The sequence below is a fragment of the Brevibacterium sp. UCMA 11754 genome (assembly GCF_021532275.1).
Taxonomy (GTDB): Bacteria; Actinomycetota; Actinomycetes; order Actinomycetales; family Brevibacteriaceae; genus Brevibacterium.
Genome location: NZ_JACBOT010000025.1, coordinates 139,096 through 160,570 on the forward strand (window position 1 = coordinate 139,096; position 21,475 = coordinate 160,570).

The window sequence follows — 21,475 nt, forward strand, 5'->3', positions numbered from 1 at the left end:
CTACATTGCGGTCTTCAGCGAGCTCACGCACAGTTTGTCCAATCCTAAATTCACTGCTTCGACGTCCTCTGGGGTTCCGAGGAGTTCGACACGGTACAGCACGGGTACATTGCATTTCGCGGCCACTTTGCGTGCCGCGCGACAGTATTCTTCGCCGAAGTTCGTATTTCCGGCGCCGATGACGCCGACGAGGTGGCGGCGATTCGATTCGATGTTGAGGAACTTGATCACTTGCTTGGGGACGGCGCCTCTGTTGGGCCCGGCTCCGTAGGTGGGAGTCACAAGGACGAACGGTTCGTCGATCGCCAGCGTCTCATCTTTTGTCAGCAGGGGAAGTCGGCGTGAGGGGTGCCGCAGCTTGCTGACGAATCGGTCGGTGTACTCAGAGCTGCTCGAGTAGTAGACCAGGAGCATGTCAGGCTACAACGGAAACCGAGGTCTGCTCTCCGGCCAGAGTGGCGATCTTGTCCGGACGGAAACCTGACCAGTGGTCGTTATCAGTGACAACGACGGGAGCCTGCATGTAGCCCATGGCCTTGACGACGTCCAAGGCATTCTCATCGACACTGAGATCGACCGATTTGTACTTCAGCCCTTTGGCATCGAGCGCACGGTACGTGGCGTTGCACTGGACGCAAGCTGGCTTGGTGTACACGGTGATCATCGCGACTCCTCATTTCTGCACTTCGGCTTAGACTTCACGTTATTTCCACCGGGTTCATGACCTTGACAATGACGAATATCACGCAGATCATGCCCGAGTGTGACCACTAGATGTTGTGTTCGTGGTCGACTCTACCCCTATATCCAGTGTTACACCAGTGTTCTTTTGACCATCCACAACCTGTGTTCAAACCGTCCACAGTCATCCACAAGTCACGAATGACACCGATGTAGTTCGATCACCTGCGAGGACACTGGCCGATGGGGCCAAAAAGTCATATTCAGACACCTCGCCCGGGACCGTTTTCCACACCTGTCCACAGATAAAATTTTCCCCTGTGGGTACTTCCTCGGCGTGTCACATTCGATTCCCTCTCCGAACGCCCGGCGTCCCATTTCGCGGCCGTTTCCACCCGTTTGAACGGGCGTTCCCATCCCAATTCCACGGTCGCTCCGACCTCCTTCCCACGGTCAGCCCCGCTTCTTTCGCGCCGTCCTTCACACTTGCGTGTCGGTCTTCAAATGGTATGTGTCGGTACTGACACGAAAGAGTCCAGTCCGGTGTCAGGGTCAACCCATATGCTTGTTCTGTCAGCCAGTTGAGATTCGAGAGGCACCACCATGACGGCAACGGCACCCGCCAACACTCAAGAGATCGCACACGCTCAATCGATCCTGGGCGGTCTGGAATCCTATCTGGACCATTTCGTCGTCGGACAGCAGCGCCTGCGTGAGAGTCTGCTCATCGGTCTCCTCTCCAGCGGCCACCTTCTCCTGGAGAGTGTTCCCGGGCTTGCCAAGACAACTGCGGCGGCGGCGCTGGCCAATGCCGTGGATGGAAAGTTCTCCCGCATCCAGTGCACGCCCGACCTGCTGCCTGCAGACATCATCGGCTCGCAGATCTACAACGCCCACGAAGGCTCTTTCAATACAGTCCTGGGCCCTGTGCACGCCAACATCGTCCTCCTCGATGAGATCAACCGCTCGTCGGCGAAGACGCAGAGCGCCATGCTCGAGGCGATGCAGGAGAAGCAGACGACGATCGGCGGCCAGCGGTTCGAACTTCCCCGTCCTTTCCTGGTCATGGCCACACAGAACCCGATCGAACAGGAGGGCACCTACCAGCTGCCCGAAGCTCAACTCGATCGGTTCATGATCAAAGACCTCCTGACCCACCCGAACCCCAATGAGGAGATGGAGATTCTGTCGCGACTCGATTCGGGTGTCTTCGATCGCGACTCTGTCCCGAAGCCGTCCTGCAACCTCGAAGATGTGGAGACGCTGCAGCAATATGCACGCACCATTTACGTCGACCCGTCGATCACCCGATACCTTGTCGAACTCGTCCATGCGACGAGGAACACCACGAAGTATCTGGGTCGCCTGGCTCCCTTCATCGAATATGGCGCCAGCCCCCGCGCCTCGATCGCCTTCACCAACGCGGGACGGGCTCTGGCGATGATCCGTGGCCGCAACTACGTCATCCCCGAAGACATCAAGGATCTGGCCCACCGAATCCTCGCTCACCGCATCCAACTCAACTTCGAAGCCGCAGCGGAGAACATCACGAGCGCACAGGTCGTCGATGCCCTCCTCATGGCCGTCCCCACTCCCTGATCGGGTGCATCGATGACTGCTCTGCTCAATCGGATCAAAGCGCGGATGACCATCCACGCGCACCGTCGAACCCGCAGGCTCCTCGACGGGGACTATTCCTCTGTCTTCCACGGGTACAGCCTCGACTTCGACGACCTGCGCGACTACATTCCCGGCGACGAGATCCGCGACATCGACTGGAAGGCCACGGCCCGACACTCGAACCCACTGGTCAAACGCTATGTCGCCCACCGCAGGCACATTCTCGCGCTCGTCGTCGACTCGTCCCGGAACTTCGACGCCGTGACTTCGGCCGGAGTCGACAAGCGACAGCTCGCGATCCTCATGGCCGGCATGACCGGATACCTCGCCGTCCGCCATGGTGATGACGTGATGCTCATCCACGGCAGCGCACAGCGCACCACCGCGTCCCCCCGAAAGGGCAGCGAAGCCCATTTGGAGAACCTTCTGCAGCAGATCCTCGCCGAGGCGGGCACCGACGGAGACGGTTCGATCGATGAGCAGCTGCAGTGGATCGCCTCGCACATCAACCACCGGATGCTTGTGGTCGTCATCTCCGACCAGGCTCCGCTCGGCGCGAAGGAGGAAGCCACAATCAAACGTCTGCGTGCCCAGCACGAGATCCTGTGGATCACGATCACCGACGCGGACCTTGCACAGCTGCCGACCGCCTCGGCGCCGTTCGACATCTCCCGCCCTGATGTCGGTCTGCCCACCTCCGTGATGGCCAACCCGAACGTACGCAATGAATTCCTCGCTGCGGAAGCAAGCCGCAAGCAGCACCGAATCGACCTGCTCTCGAAGCTCGGAATCTCACACACCGAAATCGCCCATCCGGACCAAGCCCTGGGCAACCTCCACACTCTTCTGCTGAGGCACCGCCGTGGGCCCCGCTGAGCTCGTCGGCCCCCTACAGATCTCGGTCTGGTGGTATGTCGCCGCCGCCGTGGTTCTGCTGGCCGCCGTCCTCAACCTGTTCGCTCCTCTGCTGCGCGCGGCGGCGGGATCAGGGATAAAGTCCCGACCGCGGATTCCCATTCCTGTCCGCAGCACCTACATGTCTCGGATCGCCGCGGTCGAGTCGAAACTGGATGCGGGCGAAGCCGATGTCCGCGATTCGGCTCGGGAACTGGCGAAGATCGTGCGCGAGTTCGCCCATCACGCATGGGGCGTCAAGGCCGAACACCTCACTTACAGAGATGCGGCTGTGGCCGGTCTCGACGACCTCGCGGAGTCCTTGTCCGGCCTCTACGAAGCAGAGTTCGCCGAGGACGATGCCAATGATCTGGCACCCCAGATCGCCGGCGCCAGAAAGCTGGTGACCCGATGGTCCTGATGTTCTGGTGGCTGGCCCTCATCCTCCTCGTGCTTGCTGCGGCAGCAGTCTTCTTCTTCCGCAGACCCAAGGCCACCGCGTCGTCACTGGCCGTGGCGCACAGCGGTCGTATGACATGCCTGCCCAGCTTCCGCAAAGCCATGCGGACCCGTCTGATGACAACCGTTGCCTTCCTCGCCGTCATCGCCCTCACCGGTCTCTCCACCCTCGCAGGGATCTCTCGCCCCGCTTGGGTCGAGACCGTCAACCCGGAGAAGAAGCTGCGAGATGTCATGCTCTGCCTCGACGTGTCGGGTTCGATGCTCGGCTATGACGCCGACCTCCTTGAGGCCTACCAGGAGCTCGTCGACCGATTCGACGGTGAACGCATCGGAATGACCGTGTTCAACTCGACCGCTGTCTCCGCCTTCCCGCTCACCGATGACTACGACATGGTCCAGAACTATCTCGAGGAAGCCGAGGAGGGCTTCCGCACCTGGGGCTCTGAAGGCACCGATTACTCCTGGTCGACCTCGCCTCCCAACATCGGCGGTTCCTCCCTCATCGGAGACGGGCTCGTCTCCTGCGTGGACAATTTCGACCGTCAGGACGAAGATCGGTCTCGTTCGATCATCTTCGCCACCGACAACATGCTTGCCGGTGACCCTCTGTTCGACCTCGACGAAGCCACCGACATCGCTGTGGACTCCGAGGTCAGGGTCTACAGCCTCTCTCCCCCGTCGGTGCTCACGAACCCGCAGACCAAGGAACTGGAGTCGGTCTCCGATCGCACCGGCGGCAAACAGTTCGACATGGGTTCGGCCTCGACGATCGATCGGATCGTCGCAGAGATCCAGAGTCAGGAGGCCGAGAACACTCCGGGCCGTTCCTACACCGTCGTCCATGACATGCCCGCAGTTCCCCTCGGAATCGCGGTCTTCGGCCTCGCTGGTGTCTTCGTTCTGGCTTGGAGGACGAAATCATGATCTTCGATCCCGTCTTCACCTGGTTCGGATGGGGCTTCCTCGTCCTCGCCCTGCTGACCGTGTGCATCATCCCCGCAGTGCGCGGGGATGGACCTCGCTGGAAATGGTTCGCACGCATGGGCATCGTCGCCGTGCTCGCCCTCGCCCTGGCCCGACCGGGCATTCCCATCAAATCCTCGACCGAGGAATACGAGGCAGCCGCCGACGTCTACTTCCTCGTCGATACGACGACCTCGATGGCCGCCGAGGACTATGACGGTGACAAGACCCGACTGGAAGGGGTGAAGAAGGACATGTTGGAGCTGGCAGAGCAGTTCCCCGGCACCAGGATGAGCATCATCTCCTTCGCCTCGACCGCATCCACGGTCATGCCCCTGACGACCGACCATTCGGCGTTCGCCTCGGCCGTGGACGTCCTCAGTCCGGAGATGTCAGTGAACTCGAACGGATCCTCCATCACCGAGGCGGGTGCTGAGCTGGACAAGCGGATGAAGTCCAATCAGGAAGATCGTCCGGACAACAAGAGCCTCGTCTTCTACTTCGGCGACGGCGAGCAGACCGCCGAGTCCCCCGTCGACTCGTGGTCATCCTTCTCCTCCCGCATCGACAGCGGCGCGGTGTTCGGATACGGAACGTCTCAGGGCGGAAAGATGAAGGAGTCCCAGCCCTTCGGCTACGGTGCGGATCAAGGCGGGAGCCCCGGACTCGGTGATCCTGGTGACAACGGCGGGGCCGGAGATGGTGACGGGTCCGCAGGAACGGACGGCGAGTACATCCTCGACGGACAGGGCAATCCTGGGATCTCAACGATCGACGAGACGAACCTCAGACAGATCGCAGACGACCTCGGTGTGAAGTACCACCACCGTGACGGCGGAGCCTCGATGTCGAGCGTGTACACAGCACCGAAGTACGACCAGACGCTGGTCAAGAAGGATGGGCGGGTCACCGTCGACGAATACTTCTGGGTCCCCCTGCTTCTCGTGTTCGCATGGATCGCGGTCGAAATGGTCTTCGGCGTCCGCGAGCTGCTGCGGCTGCGCACGATTGCGCCCAAACCACGAGGAGCGCGGTCATGAACCGGATCACTCGCGGTTGGTCGACGATGCGCAGGCTCTCTCGCGTCAACCTCATCATCGGATCCGTCCTCCTCCTCGTGTTCGGCTATGTGGCTGTGACCCTCTACTTCGGCGCAGCATCTCAGGTTCGCTACGCGTCGAATGATTTCCCTGGAGCGAAGAAGGCCTCGACTGCGTTCCTCACACTCAGCCCGATCCAACGCCATATCGGCTACTACAACCGCGGCACCGCAGAGGCAGCCGTCGGCGATTTCGAACCGGCGCAGGCAGACCTCGAATCCGCCCTAGAGATCACCCCTGCCCGCGACGAATGTGCCGTGAGGATCAACCTGTCCTACGTGTATGAGAAGCTCGCCGACGAGGTCGCGGACCAAGATCCAGGACAGTCGGACGAACTCTACGACCAGTCGCTGCAGACCTTGGAAGATGCTCCGAAGGAATGCCAGCCCAAGAAGAGCGAAGAGAAGCAGAAGAGCGACGAAGCGAAGAAACGCGTCGAGGACAAGAAAGACGGAGAGAAGTCGAAGCAGGAAGGCACCGAGAGCGACGACTCCGAGGGCTCCGAGGGCGAGGATCCGAAGAACGGCGACTCCGGAGACGACTCGAAGAAGAAGGACGAGGATCAGAACTCCGGCGAAGGCGAGGAGAAATCCGACGACTCGGAAAGCAAGTCCGAAGAGGAGGAGAAGCGCGACAAGCTGAAGGAGCGCGGCGAGGATTCGGAACGTCAGCAGCGCCAGCAGGGGCCTGGCGGAGACGGGGGCCGGTCCGCCCCGGACAAACCGTGGTGAGGCACCTGTGAAATCATGAGTCCATGAACTCTCCGGACACCTCTGCTGGCAGCACTTCGACCCCGCGGCTGCGGGCCTCGCTGAAGACATTCCCGCCGTACGTTCCGGGGAAGGCGCCCAAGCGAATCGATGGTGTCTCCTCATTCAAGCTGTCCTCGAACGAAAACTACCTCGAGCCGCTGCCGGCGGTCACCGACGCCATGGTCGCTCACGCGAAGAACCCCGCTCTTTACCCCGATGACGGAGCACTGGCGCTGCGCACCGAGCTGGCCGAGCGCCTCGGTGTGAGCATCGATGAACTCGTCGTGACCACTGGCGCCAGCGAACTGCTCGTGGCACTGACCCAGATCACTTCGGATGCCACCACGGAGGCGATCTATCCCTGGCCGTCATTCGAAATGTATCCCCAGACGACAGGGCTGGCCGGGTCGAAACGGATAGAGGTGCCGGTACGCGACGATGGTCGACACGATCTGGACGCCATGGCGGCGGCGATCACCGATCGAACCAGTCTCATCATTCTCTGCTCCCCGAACAATCCGACGGGACCAGCACTTCGCGACGATGAGGTCCGCCGGTTCCTCACACAGGTTCCAGACCATGTGCTTGTCGCCCTCGACGAGGCCTATTGGGAGTTCGCCACCGCTGAGGGCGTCGTCAATGGCGTCGACCTAGTCGCCGATCATCCCAATGTCGTCCTGGTCAGGACCTTCTCCAAGGCTCATGCCTTGGCAGGCCTGCGCGTCGGATACGCCCTCGCCCACACAGCCGTGATCCAAGGGCTGCTGAAAGCCGTCATCCCCTTCGGTGTCACCGATATCAGCCAGGCGGCCGCACTGGAATCACTGCGCCACAGCGAGGAAGTCGACGTCCGAGCCAAGGAGATCGCTGCCGTTCGCGACGACTTCGCCCACGCGCTGCGCGACCAGGGGTGGGACGTGCCTGAGGCGCAGGGGAACTTCGTGTGGCTGCCCCTTGGCCAACTGTCGGCAGCCTTTGAAGATGCCTGCGTCGAGCAGGCCGTTGCGGTGCGCAACCTCGGCGACGGGGTGCGTATCAGCATCGGCGAACGAGAAGGGCTCGACCGTGTCCTCGCGGTCGCCGCAGCCTTCTACTCCGAGCACTTCGGCTGAGCACATCGAGCTGGCCGGGCCGGCCCGGGGCACCTCTCAGAGCTCTGCAAGCTCAAGGGCCAAGGCCACGGCTTGGACCGATTCCGCCCGGTTCAGGTCGCGGCCCAACAGCGTCTCGATCTTCGCCATCCGTGCACGCACTGTGTGGCGGTGGATGCCGAGTTCAGCGGCGATCGCATCCCGCACTCCTCCTGCTGCGATGAAGGCTCGCAGCGTCAGCAGCAGGTCCTGTTCGTCGCGTGAAGCGAGGAGCGTGCCCAGCACTCGGTCGACGAATCTCTGCGCCGCTGACTCATCGATCGACGACAGCAGTGCCCGCACATCCGAGGTCGCGCTTTCGTGCTGTGTTCGCCACACGGTCCAGGTGTGGTGGACCTGGGTCAGTGGGATCATCTTCGCAAACAGCCTGTCGAGTCCGGTGACCTCCGCAACCTGATCGACCGTACTCTCATGATCCGTTGCCAGTTCGGCCGTATCGAGGCGGCCCGGGTCCGCACTCTGAGTACCGGGTTCGATGACCCCGAGCATCGAACCGGCGCGGACCAGGAGTGTTCCATCACCCAGATCACCCAGCAGCGTCTCTCGGACCCCGCCACGCACATTGCCGAAGACCGTGAACTTCACTCGCGAGACCGGAGCCAGGCCAGTCTCACGCACCCACTCGGCCCGAGCCTCTCCCGCCGTCAAGGGAGTCGTGAAGAGCTCTGAATCCGATCGCCGAGGCGGGACCTCTGTGATGCTCAGACTCAGCAGTGCCGCTGCAGTGGACAGCAGCAGGCCACGGGTGCGCGGATTGCCGGTCACCTCGGCGGGGGCGAGGATCCATCCTCGAACCTGCTCGTCTCCGACCGGAACGGCTTCGACGATTCCCAGCTCAGTACGCAGAAGACGTGGGGCCATCGAGGGTTTGAGAGCTTCGGCAATCAGGTCATGACGCACAAGGTTCTCGGCATCGGTGCCGGTCAGTCCCCTGCCTGTGGGTGAGACGAACCGAACGTCCGTGCCCAAAGTGCTGGCCAGATCGGCGACAAGCGCGGCGGGCCCCTGGTGCGCGAGGTCGGTGGCGAACCGCCGCCCCGCACTGCTGGCCCGGGTGAGCTCTCGATTCGTCTCCTCCTCACGCATTCTCGTGAAGGCATCGACGACTGCGACGAAAGGAACAGGTTCGGGGACCCCGAACAGTGGAAGCTCCTGAGCTTCTGCGTGCTCGATCAGTGCCGGCGGAAGCGCCTGCCACGGCAAAGCGGAACCCAGGCCGATGCCGAGTGCAAGGACACCCACACGCTTGAGGCGCCCGACATAGTCACCCACGCCCTCGCCGCCGAGGTCCTGGCCGACGCCGATCGTGAGCAGGACCTCTCCCCCAGCTAACCATTCGTCGACCGCGGGCAGCTCCGAGGAGTGCACGATCGTGACGTCGGCCGAGCCGGCGCTCGGCGAATCGACGACGACGTCGAGCGCGAGTTCCTGACGTGCCCAGAGCTGACCCAATGTGACCATGGGATCCATACTATCCGCAATGGATATCCACTTTTACAAAAACTCCATGATGGATATTCGCGTTGTGTGAGCCACGTCCTAGGCTGATGGCAATCACGCACCACCGAGAGCATTCACGATTTCAAAGGAGAGCCGATGTCGACTCAGCCCATTGGACCAGCCGATTACAGCAAGACACCACGTTTCGCGGGGCCACCGACCTTCGGCCTGCTCCCGCGCATCGACGAGGTCGAAGCACAGCGACCGGGTGAGAAGATCGACGTCAAGATCCTCGGAGTCCCCTTCGACGCCGGCGTCAGCTACCGTCCGGGCGCACGATTCGGCCCCGCCCACATCCGCCAGTCCTCCAAGCTGCTGCGCCCCTACAACCAGGCAACGAACGTCCACGCGTTCACCTGGCAGCAGGTCGCCGACTGTGGTGACCTGGGCGTCAACCCCTTCGACATCGAGGAGGCCATCACTGAAGTCGAACGGACAGCCGATGAGATGCGCGCTGATGGGGCCAAGCTGCTCACACTCGGCGGCGACCACACGCTGGCCCTGCCGAACCTGCGTTCCCTGCACAAGACGCACGGCAAGATCGCGGTCCTTCACTTCGACGCCCACCTCGACACCTGGGACACCTACTTCGGTGCCCCGTACACGCACGGCACCCCGTTCCGCCGCGCCAGCGAAGAAGGTCTGCTCGACCTCGAGTCCTGCATGCATGTCGGCATCCGCGGACCGCTCTACGGCGAAAAGGACCTGGAAGACGATGCTGTGCTCGGATTCCAGATCATCCGCAGCGACGACTACCAGTTCACGTCCGTCCAGGAAGTCGTGGCTCGGATGCGCAGACGACTCGGCGATGCACCCGTCTACCTGTCCGTCGACATCGACGTCCTCGACCCTGCTGCCGCCCCCGGCACAGGCACCCCCGAGGCCGGCGGCATGACGAGCCGCGAACTGCTCAACTCGATTCGCGGACTGCAGGGGCTCAATGTCGTCGGAGCCGAGATCGTCGAAGTGGCGCCCGCCTATGACCATGCCGAGATCACCGGACTCGCCGCCGCCCATGTCGGCTACGAAATGCTCTCCCTGTGGGCTGCCGAGACCAATGGTCTCACCGGTCCTTCGGGCCCCAGCGGCGAAGCCCTCGGAGTCTGACGATGGCAGATGACAAGGACACCATGCCCGTCGAGGAGTTCCGCAACGGCGGCCGGGCCGTCATCGCGACCCTGGCCGCGCACGGCGTCGACACGATCTTCGGAATTCCCGGCACACACAACCTCGAGTTCTACCGACACCTGAGCGAATTCGGCATCCGTGCCATCACACCACGCCACGAACAGGGTGCCGGCTACGGTGCCGACGGATACTTCCTCGTCTCCGGCAAACCCGGAGTCGTCATCACCACCTCGGGTCCAGGGCTGACGAATGTCATCACGGCCGCGGCGACCGCCTATGCGGAGTCGCGCCCGATGCTCATCCTCTCCCCCGGTGTTCCGACCGGGCTCGAGCGCGCCGATGTCGGAATGCTCCATGAGACAAAGGACTCCTCCGGGGCGCTGAACCGCCTGCTGGTCTCCTCTCAGCGCACCCGCACGGCCGAGGGTGCTGCGCAGGTCGTCGCCGAAGCGTTCGCCATGTTCTCCTCATCACGCCCGGGCCCCGTGCACATCGAGGTTCCCCTCGACGTGCTCGAGGGCGTCTGGAACGGCAGTGTGCCGACGCAGATCCCTGGCCGCCGTCCGGGTCTGGACCCGCGAGTCATCTCCCGTGCCGCCGAGGCGGTGGCCGGTGCCACTCGTCCGCTCATCGTCGCCGGTGGCGGGGCCCGCAAGGCGAGCGCCGAGGTCAGGGCCTTCGCGGAGGAACTCGATGCCCCTGTGGCCACAACCGCCAATGGCAAGGGCATCGTCTCCGAGGAGCACCCGCTGTCCTTGGGCTCCAACGTTCGCTTCCCCAGTGTTCAAGCCGAGTCCGCGGCAGCCGATGTGCTCATCGTCCTCGGCTCCGAACTCGCCGACTCCGACCTCTGGGGCGGGCTCATCGGCGCCCAGACTTCGGCCGGCATCCGCGACGAGGCCTCCTCACAGGTCGTCATCCGCTGCGATATCGACCCCGACCAGCTGGGCAAGAACCTCGGCGGAGACATCCTCGCCTGCGCCGATGCGGGGGAATTCCTCACCGCGCTGATGACCGAGCTGAACCAGAACGCGCGCACGACCACCTCGGCGAGCGAAATCACCTCCACCGGAAGCGGAGCCGAACGCGTTCAGGAGATCCGAGCCTCCTGGGGTTCGGACTTCGACTTCGAGTCCATCGGCGCTCGTGTCACTCGCCTCGTCGAACAGGGCGCGGGGCCTTCTGTGGTCGTCGCCGGGGACTCGTCCCAGGTCACCTACGACGGGTCGGTGCACGCGCTGACGGCCAGCACACCCGATCAGCTGCTCTACATGCCCGGTTTTGCGACCTTGGGCTACGGAATTCCTGCGGCCATCGGGGCAAAGCTGGCCGACGATGCGCGCCCCGTGGCCTGCATCCTCGGCGACGGAGCCGCCATGTTCTCCATCCAGGAGCTGATGACGGCGGGCGAACTGGGGTTGGGGATTCCCTTCGTCATCGTCGACAACGGCGGGTACGCCGAAATCGAGGCTCAGATGGTCGACCGGACGATCGAGCCGTTCGCGGTCAGACTTGCCCGTCCCGACTTCGCTGCCCTGGGCCAGTCCATGGGTGGGTCAGGGGTGACGATCGCTGAGTCCGAAATCGATGAGCTGCTCCCGGCCGCCGTCGCCGAGGCGATGGAACGGACCGTTCCCACCACCATTCACATCACACTCGGGTGCTGAAGCACCCTTTGAGCCGACTGCTCATGCAGCCAAATAAGAAAGGGTCGACGTGGACTCTCTAGTCGTCATCATCTATCTCGCCGCCATGGTGGGGTTCGGAATCTGGGGCCGGTACAAGGCGAAGAATCAGGACGATTTCCTCGTCGCGGGCCGCCGCCTGGGAGGGTGGCTGTACACGGGTACGATGTCCGCGGTCGTCCTCGGCGGTGCCTCGACTATCGGCGGCGTCGGCCTCGGCTACACCTCGGGGCTGTCGGGGATGTGGCTGGTCTTCAGCATCGGCCTGGGCATCATCGCACTCTCGCTGTTCTTCGCCCCGCGGATTCAGAAGTTGGAGATCTACACGGTCTCACAGATGCTGGAGCTGCGCTACGGAAAAGGCTCCCGCCTGGTGTCGGGCGCGATCATGACCGCCTACGGGCTGATGATCTCCACGACGTCGACGGTCGCCTATGCGACGATCTTCCACGCGCTCTTCGACATCAATAAGTTCTGGTCTGTGCTCATCGGTGGTGGAATCGTCATCCTCTACTCGATGCTCGGCGGAATGTGGTCGATCACGCTGACCGACTTCGTGCAGTTCTTCATCCAGACCATCGGCATCTTCCTCATCATGCTGCCGATCGTGCTGAGCAAATCCGGTGGCATCGGAGAGCTGTTCTCATCGCTCCCGGCCGAGCAGACCAGCCCGGTGGGCATCGGCTGGCAGGCAATTCTCGGCTACATCCTCATCTACACTCTGGGCCTCCTCATCGGTCAGGACATCTGGCAGCGGGTGTTCACAGCGCGCAGCCCGGGCGTGGCCAGGTGGGGCGGGCTGTCGGCAGGCATCTACTGCCTGCTCTACGCCGTGGCCGGTGCGCTCATCGGCATGGCCGCCACGAAGATCGTTCCCGGGATCGAAGTCCAAGACGATGTGTTCGTCGCCGTCGTCGATGCTGCGATGTCGCCCCTGCTGGGCGGATTCGTCCTCGCCGCGGCACTGGCGGCAATGATGTCAACGGCCTCCGGCTCGCTCATGGCTGCTGCGACGGTGTGCCGCCAGGACATCGTCGAGCCCCTGCTTGCTCGCAAGGACATCGTTCCGGTGACTGCTGAATCAGCCGGTGACGCCGATCCGGTGCACGGCGACGATTCTCCTCTCAGCTCCGGCGGGGCGACGAAGTCGACGCTGGTGAAATCGCTGGTCCGCGAGACCGGAGACGAGATCCGTGATTCTCGCATCTACCTCATCGGACTCGGCGTAGTCACCCTCATCCTCGCGATGATCATGCCCAGTGTCGTCGAGGCACTGACGGTCGCCTACAACCTGCTGGTGGCCGGACTCTTCATCCCCATCCTCGGTGGGCTGATCTTCAAACGCGGAAACATCATCGGCGTCATGGCGGGCATGATCCTGGGTTCACTCACCACGATCGTCATCATGATCACAATGGGCATCTACTCGAACGAGGCCATCTACCTGGGTCTCATCGCCTCACTGCTCGGCTACGTCATCGGCTCCCTGGTATCGAAGCCGACACCACCAGAGGTCATGGCCGCATGGAAGGAACGCCTGAACAGATAGCAGGCACCCAGCCACCAGCAGTCCCACAGCTGGCTGCGCTGCGGACCCGCCATCGAAAAACGCACGCTGCGTCGAATCTCTCATGCGCGCGTGCGTTTTTCGACGCTCGTCCCGTTTCGCGGTCCAGCTGGGTCCATGCCGTCCAGGCGAACTTTGCCGACCGGCCTGCCGTGATCTATATTCGAATGGTCAGGCCGGTGCCAACGTCGAATCCGGTTGCTGCCGAACAGCCGGCGCTCGAAAAAGGAGCGCGAAGCCGCGGAATTCGCGTGTGAGACATATATGGATCGTTCTTTTCCATATCTCTCATCCGCGAAAGGCCCCTGATGGCTCACACTTCGGCACACGTCGCCCACACTCTGGCCCACCACATCGATGAAGTCTTCGGACTCATGGGCAACGGCAACGCCTACTTCCTCGATGCTCTGCTGACCTCCACCTCGGCGACCTACACTGCCGTTCGACACGAAGCCGGCGCCGTCGTCGCCGCCGATGCGCACTTCCGCACCTCCGGCAGAATCGCCGCGGCCACCACAACCTACGGCGCCGGGTTCACGAACACCCTCACTGCGCTGGCCGAAGCCGCGCAGGCCAAGGTTCCCCTCGTCCTTGTCGTCGGTGACGAACCCACGTCCGGACCCCGCCCGTGGGATGTCGACCAGATCGCTATGGCCTCGGCGGTGGGTGTGCGCACCTATACCGTCGGTCGCGTCGATGCGGCCGCCGCGACTGTCACCGCAATCGAGCACGCACTGACGTACCAAGTGCCCGTTGTCCTCGCGATCCCCTACGACGTCGCAACCCTCGACATCGGTGAGATTCCCTCGGTTCCAGGACCCGGACGACCTACTCCCCTGGCGCCCTCGTCCGAATTCTCACAGACCTCGCTCGATCGTCTGACGGCTGCCCTCGCCGAGGCGGAACGACCGATCCTGCTGGCCGGCCGAGGTGCGTGGTTGGCAGGTGCAGAGGCCGAGCTCGGCGCCCTGGCAGATGCCACAGGGGCGTTGACTACGACGACTGCCCTTGGCCGCAATGTCTTCCCAGATGCCGATTATGACCTCGGCGTGGCCGGAGGCTTCGGCGCCCCTGAGGCCATGGAGCGAATCCGTGAGGCGGACCTCGCCGTCGTCTTCGGGGCTTCGCTCAATCAGTTCACGATGCGCTTCGGCGAGCTGTTCCACCCGTCGACTGCGGTCTGGCAGATCGACACCGATGATCGGGCCACGAATGCCCGGGTCGGCGGTTTCATCCGCGGCGATGTGAAGCTTACTGCGGGCGAGCTGGTCACACGACTGGAGGCCTCGGGTGCGGTAGCTAGCGGGTGGCGCAAGACCGTGGATACGGCCGCTGACCGGGCCTACGAAATGGGTACGGAATTCGCCGAGGATGGTCGCCTGGACCCACGTGCTGCGGCAGCACGCCTCGGTGAGCTGCTGCCCGAGGACCGAGTTGTCGTCTCCGATGGAGGTCACTTCATCGCGTGGGCGAACATGTTCTGGGAGCCCAGTGCACCCGACCGTCTGGCGATGGTCGGCACGGCGTTCCAGTCGATCGGCCTCGGCTGGCACAGCGTGGCAGGAGCAGCACGCGCCAATCAGGATTCGACCATCGTTCTCACCACAGGCGACGGGGGCGGCGCCATGGCCCTGTCAGACCTCGACACCGCAGTCCGTTCAGCCGGAGGCCGCGGCATGGCCGTCGTCTTCAACGATGCCGCTTATGGCGCAGAGGTGAATCTGTACGGACTCAAGGGCCTGAATAGGGCACCGATGCTCATCGATGAGATCGACTTCGCGGCGCTGGGCAGCGCCGCAGGAGGGCACGGTGTTGCCGTCCACTCGCTGGCCGACCTCGACATCGTCAACGAATGGAAGGCAACTCCGGTCGACGAACGGAAGTTCCTGGTGCTCGACCTGCGGATCTCGGGTGCTGTCATTGCGCCGTATCAGGAGGAAGTCATCCGTGTGAACTCGTAGAGATCAATGCTGACGTATCCAGGCTCTGGCCACTCAGACATCTGAATTGCCGGGGTCGTTCAGTCCTGATCATTCGTGTTCTGAACGTCGAGGAGAGACGACTCCCTGGAACAAGGGTGCCGGGAACCAACAGAAAAAGCCCTGGGTTCACGAGGAACCCAGGGCTTTGAAGTGGAGATGGCGGGAATCGAACCCGCGTCCGTCGGCAGATTGTCAGGACTTCTCCGGGCGCAGTTCGTGAAGTAGTTTCTTAGGTTCTGGCCCTCACACGAACATGTGGACCAACGAACGGAGTTGAGTAAAAGTCCCTCAGATACCCTCAACGAATATCTGAAGCAGTGGCTCCCTAAGCGACGCCAGGACCTAGAGCGGAAGCAACTCTAGACTGACGGATTCGCAGCTCGGCCTAATCAGGCAGCGAGGGCGAAATCGGTGCGGTTATTAGACTTAGCACCTATTGTTTGCAGAGGACATTAACGAGATGACTCTACATTCTCGGCCCGCTTCTCCCGTCGCAGTGTCCGACGTCGAAACCGATCATCCCCATATTCTTTTACCAAATCTGCCCAGCGCATCCACCTGCACAAACAGGCTCATGCGCCGACCAGAATAACCAGCATACTCCCACAACACCACACGACCCAATTGCATTCCCGCGGACGGGAAATCAGTCAGATCTTTGGTGTCAGTGGAGCAGATTCAGAGGAACTGCTTGGACTTGATCGCCCGCTCTGCCTCACGCTTGTCCTGCGCTTCACGCAGGGCCTGACGCTTGTCCCATTCACGCTTGCCCTTGGCCAACGCGATCTCGACCTTGACGCGCGAACCGTCGAAGTACAGCTCCAGCGGAACGAGGGTGCGCCCCGACTCCTTGACCTTCTGCGACAGCCGGAGAATCTCCTCGCGGTGCAGCAGCAGCTTCCGGCGTCGGCGAGCCGTGTGGTTCGTCCATGTCCCCTGTGCGTATTCGGGAATGTAGACACCCTCAAGCCACGCTTCGTTCTGGAAGATCAGCGCGAACCCGTCGGTCAGCGACGCCCTGCCCTCTCGCAGTGACTTCACTTCGGTTCCGCTCAGCACGAGACCGGCCTCCCACGTATCTTCGATGAGATAGTCGTGGCGCGCCTTGCGGTTCCTCGCGATGACTTTCTTGCCAGTTTCCTTCGGCATGACCGGCCTCCTTCCTATGTCTCGGATCAGTGTGTCCGACCGCGGCTATCAGTCTCGGAAGACTGCTCAACCGCGTAGACACGCAGACCAACAACTCTAGCTCAATGATATCGCGGACGAAAGGCCACGCTGACGCCTACCGAAGGCCCACCTCGGCGAGGCCGCGCTCAATCGGCTGCAGTCAGGAGATATAGGGCATCGGATCGACGTATCCGCCGTTCTTCATGACCTCGAAGTGCAGGTGGCAGCCGGTGGATGCGCCGGTCGTACCCGAATCCGAGATGACCTGGCCCTTCTTCACCTTCTGCCCATCGTGGACCTTGAGGTCCGTGTTGTGGTTGTACGTCGAGGCGATCGAGTCGCCCTTGATCTTTCCGTGGGAGATGACGACGCGGTTGCCGTAGCCGCCAGTCCATCCCGAGGTCACGACGATGCCGTCGCCGGCGGCCCGGATCGGGGTGCCGCAGGGGACGCCGAAGTCGGTTCCCGAGTGCAGCTTCTTGGCACCGGTGATCGGGTGGATGCGGTAGCCGAAGGGCGAGGTGATGGGATAGCCCTCAGCCGGATTGGCCAGCTCGCCGTCTCCATAGACGAACTTGCCCTTCTTCTCCTGCTCCTTCTCCCACTCGCGAACCTTCTTCGCCAGCCGGTCCTGCTCGTCTTGTTCCTTCTTCAGCTGTTCCTCGGTCGTGGCTTTGTTGTCAGAGATCGTCTTCTCCGCATCGTCCTTCGCGGAGATGATGTCGTTGAGGCTGTCGGACTTCTTCTTCGCATCGATCTGTGCGGCCTCTTTGGCCAGCACCGCCTCAGCGGCTTCGTCCTTGAGGTCCGAGATCTCATCGGTGACACCCGAGAGGCGCTCTTCGTTGTTCTTATTGACCGCTCGCTGCTCGGAGAGGTTGTCGATCGTGCGCTGCTGTGACCGGACGGCGGAGTCCACGCGCCCGATTCCACCGTCGGCGCTTGTCCCCTCGGCCATCTGCAGCAGCATCGCCAGGTCAGAGGTGATGCCCGAGTTCTGATACGCCTGACGCCCGATGCGCGCGGCCGAGGTCTTGTGCTTGTCGATCTCCTCCGCGCCGTCCTTGATCGAGGTCTTGAGATCCGACTGTGCATTCTCCGCCGAGGTGAGTCGCGCGGCCATGGCGTCATCCTTCTCGATGGCCTCACTCAGAGCATCGTCGGCCTTCTTCGACGCGGCCTCAGCGTCGGGCAGCTTCTCTTCCGCCGCGTCGCGTTCGGCGATGACTCGGGCCAGGTCCTCGTCGAGTCCCTCGAACTCCTGTTGGAGCTCCTTGACCCGGTCATCGACTTTGCTCTTGTCATCGCGGGGATTAGCCCCCGCCGAGCTCACGGGCAGGATGACAGCCAGCACCGCTGCCGTCACCGCTAAGCCGAGTCTGCGTTTCATGTCAGACCTTCGTGTACTTATTCAAAGTGATCAGGGATGATGCACCGGCCATGATCACACCGATGGCGATGAGGATCGGGGCAACGATGAGGACGTTGACTCCGGAGATCAGACTGAAGCCCGTCGCCTGCCCTTCCAACCAGCCGCTGACGCCGAAGTGGACGAGGAGCCCCAGCGCACCGGCGGACATGGTCGCACCGATCGCCGAGGCGATGACGCCTTCGAGCAGGAACGGGAGTTGGATGAAGGTGTTCGACGCACCCACCAGGCGCATGATTCCGGTCTCGCGTCTCCTTGAGAACGCGGAGAGTCGGATGGTCGTGGCGATGAGCAGCATGGCGCACAGCAGCATGATTCCGGCAATCGCGACAGCGACGACGGTGGCGATATTGAGGACGCTGAACAGGCGGTCGAGGAGCTGGTTCTGGTCAACGACCTCCTCGACGCCCTGGGTCGAGGAGAACGATTCTTTGATGATGTCGTACTTCTCGGCGTCCTGGAGCTTGACCCTGAACGACTCGTTCATCTCGTCTTCGGGAACGGTGCCTTCGAGGCTGGTGCCCTTGAACTGGTCCTGGAAGTGCTCGAAGGCCTCACCCTTGTCTTCGAAGTAGACCTCGTCGACGTAGGGGGCAAGCTCTGAGCTGTTCAGCTGGTCTTCGATGTTCTTCTTCTGCGTATCGGTGGCTTCGCCTTCGACGCAGTTGGTGGCTTCGGAGTCGGGTGGGCACAGGAAGACGGAGACCTGGACGCGGTCGTACCAGTAGTCCTTCATCTGCCCCACCTGCATCTGCAGCAGGATCGCGGCGCCGACGAAGAGCAGGGACACAAAGGTCACGAGCACCACGGACAGGACCATGGAGACGTTCTTGCGCAGCCCTGACCAGACCTCGGAGAGGATGAATCCGGCCCTCATGAGGCGACTCCGTACGTGCCCTCTTCGACGTCGCGGACGATTGTCCCCTCGGAGAGTTCGATGACTCGTTTTCGCATCCGGTTGACGATCTCTCCGTCGTGAGTGGCCATGAGCACTGTGGTTCCGTTGCGGTTGATCTTCTCAAGCACCGACATGATGTCGGCGCTGGTGGTCGGGTCGAGGTTGCCTGTGGGCTCATCGGCGAGCAGGATACCCGGCTTGTTGACGACGGCACGGGCAATGGCCACGCGCTGCTGCTCACCACCGGAGAGTTCGTTGGGGTAGCGCTTCTCTTTGCCGGCCAGTCCGACGGTCTCGAGGACGTCGGGGACCAGGGTCGACATGGACGCCCGGGATTTGCCGATGACCTGGAGGGCGAAGGCGACGTTGGCGAAGACGGTCTTGTTCGGCAGCAGACGGAAGTCCTGGAAGACTGTGCCGATCCCCCGCCGCAGGTAGGGCACCTTCCAGCTGGGCATCTTCACGACCGATTTTCCGGCGATGTGGATGCGCCCGGTGCTGGGGACCTCTTCGCGCAGGATGAGGCGAATGACCGTGGACTTACCCGAGCCCGAAGCTCCGACGAGGAACACAAACTCTCCACGCTCGGCCTCGAACGAGATGTCGTCGAGTGCTCTGCGGGAGCGTGCGTCGTAGGACTTCGAAACTGAGTCGAATTTGATCAAGAGGGTCTTCAATCATGTCGCGGATGGCTCGGCCGCTTCCACTGTACGTAACAGCTCCGTCATGTTCCGGGAGGCTTAAGGGCGTGTGTTGCGCATTGGAGGAAGTTCACAGCCGCCGAGGCGGTCGCCGGCCCCGCTGGAGGCTGAGCTTTCGTCGGCCCCGCTGGAGGCGGAGCTTTCGACGGCAGCTTTCGACGGCAGTTGAGTGTGGGCTTACGTTCGAATTCCTCGAGAAAAACGAACGCAAGCCCACACTCAACCCTGTATTCAACGCTGTCAGTCACGCAATCGTCACTGAAATCCGCATGCCGCGGCTGAATTCCGCCTGTTGTGGCTGAGGGTCAGCCTGCTGTGGCCAGAAGTCAGGAGGCCTCTTCGGCCATCTCCTGCTCCTTGCGCCAGCGGATTCCGGCTTCGATGAGGCCGTCGAGGTCACCGTCGAAGACGTTCGAGGGGTTGTTGACTTCGTAGCCTGTGCGCAGGTCCTTGACCATCTGGTACGGGTGGGTGACGTAGGAGCGCATCTGGTCACCCCAGCTGGCCTTGATGTCACCGGCCAGTTCCTTCTTCTGCGCTGCTTCTTCCTTGCGCTTAAGGTCAAGGAGGCGTGACTGCAGCACGCGCATCGCGGCTTCGCGGTTCTGGATCTGGGACTTCTCATTCTGCATGCTCACGACAACACCGGTGGGCTCGTGCGTGATGCGCACGGCCGAGTCGGTCGTGTTCACGGACTGACCGCCGGGACCCGATGACCGATAGACGTCGATGCGCAGGTCGTTCTCATCGATTTCGACGTGGTCGGTGGATTCGATGAGGGGCACAACCTCGACAGCGGCGAAGGAGGTCTGGCGACGTCCCTGGTTGTCGAAGGGACTGATGCGCACAAGACGGTGGGTGCCTGCCTCAACGGACAAGGTTCCATAAGCGTAGGGAGCATTGACCTGGATGGTTGCGGACTTGATGCCCGCGCCCTCAGCGTAGGAGGTGTCGAGCTGCTGCACGTTGTACCCGCGGTTCTCGCCCCAGCGGATGTACATCCGGATGAGCATCTGCGCCCAGTCGGTGGCGTCGTCGCCGCCGGCGCCGGAGCGCACGGTCACGACGGCCGAACGCTCGTCGTATTCGTGGTTGAGCAGCGTCGAGATCTCGAGCTCGGCCAACTGGTCGTGAAGCTTCTTGAGGTCACGCTCGGCTTCGACCTTCGAGTCCTCATCGCCCTCGTCCTCGGACATCTCGATGAGCAGCTCGGCATCGTCGATGCGTTCACCGAACTTCTCGAGCTTCTCCAGGGTTCCCTGCTTGTGCGAGAGCGTGGCCGAGATCTTCTGCGCCGAGTCCGGATCGTCCCAGAAAGACGGCGCCGATGCCTGCTCCGTCATCTCGGCGACCTCGGAGCGAAGGTTGTCCAGATCAGACACGTCCAGGATCGCCTTGTAGGTCTGACGGAGGTTGGCGATTTCAGCAGAATAATCAATGGCCATAATGAGTCAAGCCTAGTGCATCGCGGCCCTCAGGCTTGAATCCTCGCCCCTGACCCCAGCGACGACCGGCGCCAATGTCGCACCACCTCGGCGCGGGATCGGGTGGGCACCGGCACAATTTAGCGCCACCGGCAGGAGATCAAGTCATCCCGCCGGTGACGCGGTCCGTAGTGCGCGAGGCTTGAGCGGAAAGCCACTGCAACAGTGATGAGAATCTATACCCGATTGCGGGAATGTGCAATGCGAATGCAGTGGCGAGTCGACCCGGAATCTTCGTGCTGAAACTACAGGTATGACATTTTCCCATCATGAAGAGAGTTATCCACAGATTCGAGGAATCACTGGAT

19 protein-coding genes and 1 other RNA gene are annotated in these 21,475 nt (G+C 62.3%); 11 read left to right on the forward strand and 9 right to left on the reverse strand.

Going from position 1 to position 21,475, the window contains the following annotated elements:
- Together nrdI and nrdH are read right to left on the reverse strand one after the other, a co-directional pair.
- Positions 1-414, reverse strand: a complete 414-nt coding sequence (gene nrdI, locus HX613_RS14355; protein ID WP_143923443.1) for a class Ib ribonucleoside-diphosphate reductase assembly flavoprotein NrdI — start codon at positions 412-414, stop codon at positions 1-3.
- A gap of 1 nt (position 415) precedes the next feature.
- Entirely contained in the window at positions 416-664 is a 249-nt protein-coding gene (gene nrdH, locus HX613_RS14360; protein WP_092106910.1) for a glutaredoxin-like protein NrdH, read from the reverse strand.
- A 620-nt stretch (positions 665-1,284) separates the two neighbouring features.
- Here nrdH and HX613_RS14365 point away from each other — a divergent pair.
- From HX613_RS14365 to HX613_RS14395, 7 genes are read left to right on the forward strand one after another with little or no spacing between them, the layout of a single operon-like run.
- The gene (locus HX613_RS14365; RefSeq protein WP_235345934.1) at positions 1,285-2,280 is read left to right on the forward strand and encodes an AAA family ATPase; all 996 of its coding nucleotides are present in this window, start codon (positions 1,285-1,287) and stop codon (positions 2,278-2,280) included.
- Positions 2,281-2,292: 12 nt separating this feature from the next.
- Entirely contained in the window at positions 2,293-3,177 is an 885-nt protein-coding gene (locus tag HX613_RS14370; RefSeq protein ID WP_235345935.1) for a DUF58 domain-containing protein, read from the forward strand.
- On the forward strand, positions 3,164-3,616 hold the full coding sequence (locus HX613_RS14375) for a hypothetical protein (protein WP_235345936.1): 453 nt from the start codon (positions 3,164-3,166) through the stop codon (positions 3,614-3,616). Before HX613_RS14370 ends, HX613_RS14375 begins: the two co-directional genes overlap by 14 nt.
- Positions 3,607-4,581, forward strand: a complete 975-nt coding sequence (locus HX613_RS14380) for a vWA domain-containing protein (protein ID WP_235345937.1) — start codon at positions 3,607-3,609, stop codon at positions 4,579-4,581. Before HX613_RS14375 ends, HX613_RS14380 begins: the two co-directional genes overlap by 10 nt.
- Positions 4,578-5,660 (forward strand): vWA domain-containing protein, encoded by a 1,083-nt coding sequence (locus tag HX613_RS14385; RefSeq protein ID WP_235345938.1) that lies wholly within the window; start codon positions 4,578-4,580, stop codon positions 5,658-5,660. The genes HX613_RS14380 and HX613_RS14385 overlap by 4 nt, the downstream gene beginning before the upstream one ends.
- Positions 5,657-6,451: a tetratricopeptide repeat protein gene (locus HX613_RS14390; RefSeq protein WP_235345939.1), complete on the forward strand. Its 795-nt coding sequence runs from the start codon at positions 5,657-5,659 to the stop codon at positions 6,449-6,451. The genes HX613_RS14385 and HX613_RS14390 overlap by 4 nt, the downstream gene beginning before the upstream one ends.
- Positions 6,452-6,474: 23 nt before the next feature.
- A complete protein-coding gene (locus HX613_RS14395) occupies positions 6,475-7,584 on the forward strand; it encodes a histidinol-phosphate transaminase (RefSeq protein WP_235345940.1) in 1,110 nt (369 codons plus the stop codon).
- Between the two features lie 36 nt (positions 7,585-7,620).
- On the opposite strand, the gene HX613_RS14400 is transcribed toward HX613_RS14395, so the two are convergent.
- A complete protein-coding gene (locus HX613_RS14400) occupies positions 7,621-9,084 on the reverse strand; it encodes a PucR family transcriptional regulator (RefSeq protein ID WP_235345941.1) in 1,464 nt (487 codons plus the stop codon).
- 135 nt (positions 9,085-9,219) lie between these two features.
- Between HX613_RS14400 and speB the strand changes: the two genes are divergently transcribed.
- The 4 genes from speB to HX613_RS14420 all read left to right on the forward strand — a co-directional run bounded on the left by speB (position 9,220) and on the right by HX613_RS14420 (position 15,464).
- The gene (gene speB, locus HX613_RS14405) at positions 9,220-10,230 is read left to right on the forward strand and encodes an agmatinase (RefSeq protein WP_235345942.1); all 1,011 of its coding nucleotides are present in this window, start codon (positions 9,220-9,222) and stop codon (positions 10,228-10,230) included.
- Between the two features lie 2 nt (positions 10,231-10,232).
- Positions 10,233-11,918 carry a thiamine pyrophosphate-binding protein gene (locus HX613_RS14410; protein ID WP_235345943.1) on the forward strand — a complete coding sequence of 562 codons (1,686 nt, stop codon included), beginning with the start codon at positions 10,233-10,235 and terminating at the stop codon, positions 11,916-11,918.
- Between the two features lie 49 nt (positions 11,919-11,967).
- Positions 11,968-13,485, forward strand: coding sequence for a sodium:solute symporter (locus tag HX613_RS14415; protein WP_235345944.1), 1,518 nt, complete (start codon positions 11,968-11,970; stop codon positions 13,483-13,485).
- Positions 13,486-13,811: 326 nt separating this feature from the next.
- Complete coding sequence (locus HX613_RS14420) at positions 13,812-15,464, forward strand: thiamine pyrophosphate-binding protein (RefSeq protein WP_235345945.1); 1,653 nt, start codon at positions 13,812-13,814, stop codon at positions 15,462-15,464.
- 169 nt (positions 15,465-15,633) lie between these two features.
- Here HX613_RS14420 and ssrA read toward each other — a convergent pair.
- From ssrA to prfB, 6 genes are all read right to left on the reverse strand, one after another.
- Positions 15,634-16,009, reverse strand: a transfer-messenger RNA (tmRNA) gene (gene ssrA, locus HX613_RS14425).
- A gap of 154 nt (positions 16,010-16,163) precedes the next feature.
- The gene (smpB, locus tag HX613_RS14430; RefSeq protein ID WP_101573034.1) at positions 16,164-16,634 is read right to left on the reverse strand and encodes an SsrA-binding protein SmpB; all 471 of its coding nucleotides are present in this window, start codon (positions 16,632-16,634) and stop codon (positions 16,164-16,166) included.
- Positions 16,635-16,815: 181 nt separating this feature from the next.
- Positions 16,816-18,045: a M23 family metallopeptidase gene (locus tag HX613_RS14435; RefSeq protein WP_235345946.1), complete on the reverse strand. Its 1,230-nt coding sequence runs from the start codon at positions 18,043-18,045 to the stop codon at positions 16,816-16,818.
- A 1-nt stretch (position 18,046) separates the two neighbouring features.
- Complete coding sequence (gene ftsX / locus HX613_RS14440; protein WP_235345947.1) at positions 18,047-18,961, reverse strand: permease-like cell division protein FtsX; 915 nt, start codon at positions 18,959-18,961, stop codon at positions 18,047-18,049.
- Positions 18,958-19,647 carry a cell division ATP-binding protein FtsE gene (ftsE, locus tag HX613_RS14445; RefSeq protein ID WP_143923458.1) on the reverse strand — a complete coding sequence of 230 codons (690 nt, stop codon included), beginning with the start codon at positions 19,645-19,647 and terminating at the stop codon, positions 18,958-18,960. The genes ftsX and ftsE overlap by 4 nt, the downstream gene beginning before the upstream one ends.
- A gap of 362 nt (positions 19,648-20,009) precedes the next feature.
- Positions 20,010-21,128 carry a peptide chain release factor 2 gene (gene prfB / locus HX613_RS14450; protein ID WP_143923462.1) on the reverse strand — a complete coding sequence of 373 codons (1,119 nt, stop codon included), beginning with the start codon at positions 21,126-21,128 and terminating at the stop codon, positions 20,010-20,012.
- Between the last annotated feature and the right edge of the window lie 347 nt (positions 21,129-21,475).

Excerpts from the sequence above, each read along its gene's own strand:
- HX613_RS14385 (WP_235345938.1), top strand. The coding sequence starts at position 4,578 with ATGATCTTCGATCCCGTCTTCACCTGGTTCGGATGGGGCTTCCTCGTC.
- HX613_RS14380 (WP_235345937.1), top strand. The coding sequence starts at position 3,607 with ATGGTCCTGATGTTCTGGTGGCTGGCCCTCATCCTCCTCGTGCTTGCT.
- HX613_RS14400 (WP_235345941.1), bottom strand. The coding sequence starts at position 9,084 with ATGGTCACATTGGGTCAGCTCTGGGCACGTCAGGAACTCGCGCTCGAC.
- HX613_RS14390 (WP_235345939.1), top strand. The coding sequence starts at position 5,657 with ATGAACCGGATCACTCGCGGTTGGTCGACGATGCGCAGGCTCTCTCGC.
- HX613_RS14420 (WP_235345945.1), top strand. The coding sequence starts at position 13,812 with ATGGCTCACACTTCGGCACACGTCGCCCACACTCTGGCCCACCACATC.
- speB (WP_235345942.1), top strand. The coding sequence starts at position 9,220 with ATGTCGACTCAGCCCATTGGACCAGCCGATTACAGCAAGACACCACGT.
- HX613_RS14365 (WP_235345934.1), top strand. The coding sequence starts at position 1,285 with ATGACGGCAACGGCACCCGCCAACACTCAAGAGATCGCACACGCTCAA.
- nrdI (WP_143923443.1), bottom strand. The coding sequence starts at position 414 with ATGCTCCTGGTCTACTACTCGAGCAGCTCTGAGTACACCGACCGATTC.
- HX613_RS14370 (WP_235345935.1), top strand. The coding sequence starts at position 2,293 with ATGACTGCTCTGCTCAATCGGATCAAAGCGCGGATGACCATCCACGCG.
- smpB (WP_101573034.1), bottom strand. The coding sequence starts at position 16,634 with ATGCCGAAGGAAACTGGCAAGAAAGTCATCGCGAGGAACCGCAAGGCG.
- prfB (WP_143923462.1), bottom strand. The coding sequence starts at position 21,128 with ATGGCCATTGATTATTCTGCTGAAATCGCCAACCTCCGTCAGACCTAC.
- ftsX (WP_235345947.1), bottom strand. The coding sequence starts at position 18,961 with ATGAGGGCCGGATTCATCCTCTCCGAGGTCTGGTCAGGGCTGCGCAAG.
- nrdH (WP_092106910.1), bottom strand. The coding sequence starts at position 664 with ATGATCACCGTGTACACCAAGCCAGCTTGCGTCCAGTGCAACGCCACG.
- HX613_RS14410 (WP_235345943.1), top strand. The coding sequence starts at position 10,233 with ATGGCAGATGACAAGGACACCATGCCCGTCGAGGAGTTCCGCAACGGC.
- HX613_RS14395 (WP_235345940.1), top strand. The coding sequence starts at position 6,475 with ATGAACTCTCCGGACACCTCTGCTGGCAGCACTTCGACCCCGCGGCTG.
- HX613_RS14435 (WP_235345946.1), bottom strand. The coding sequence starts at position 18,045 with ATGAAACGCAGACTCGGCTTAGCGGTGACGGCAGCGGTGCTGGCTGTC.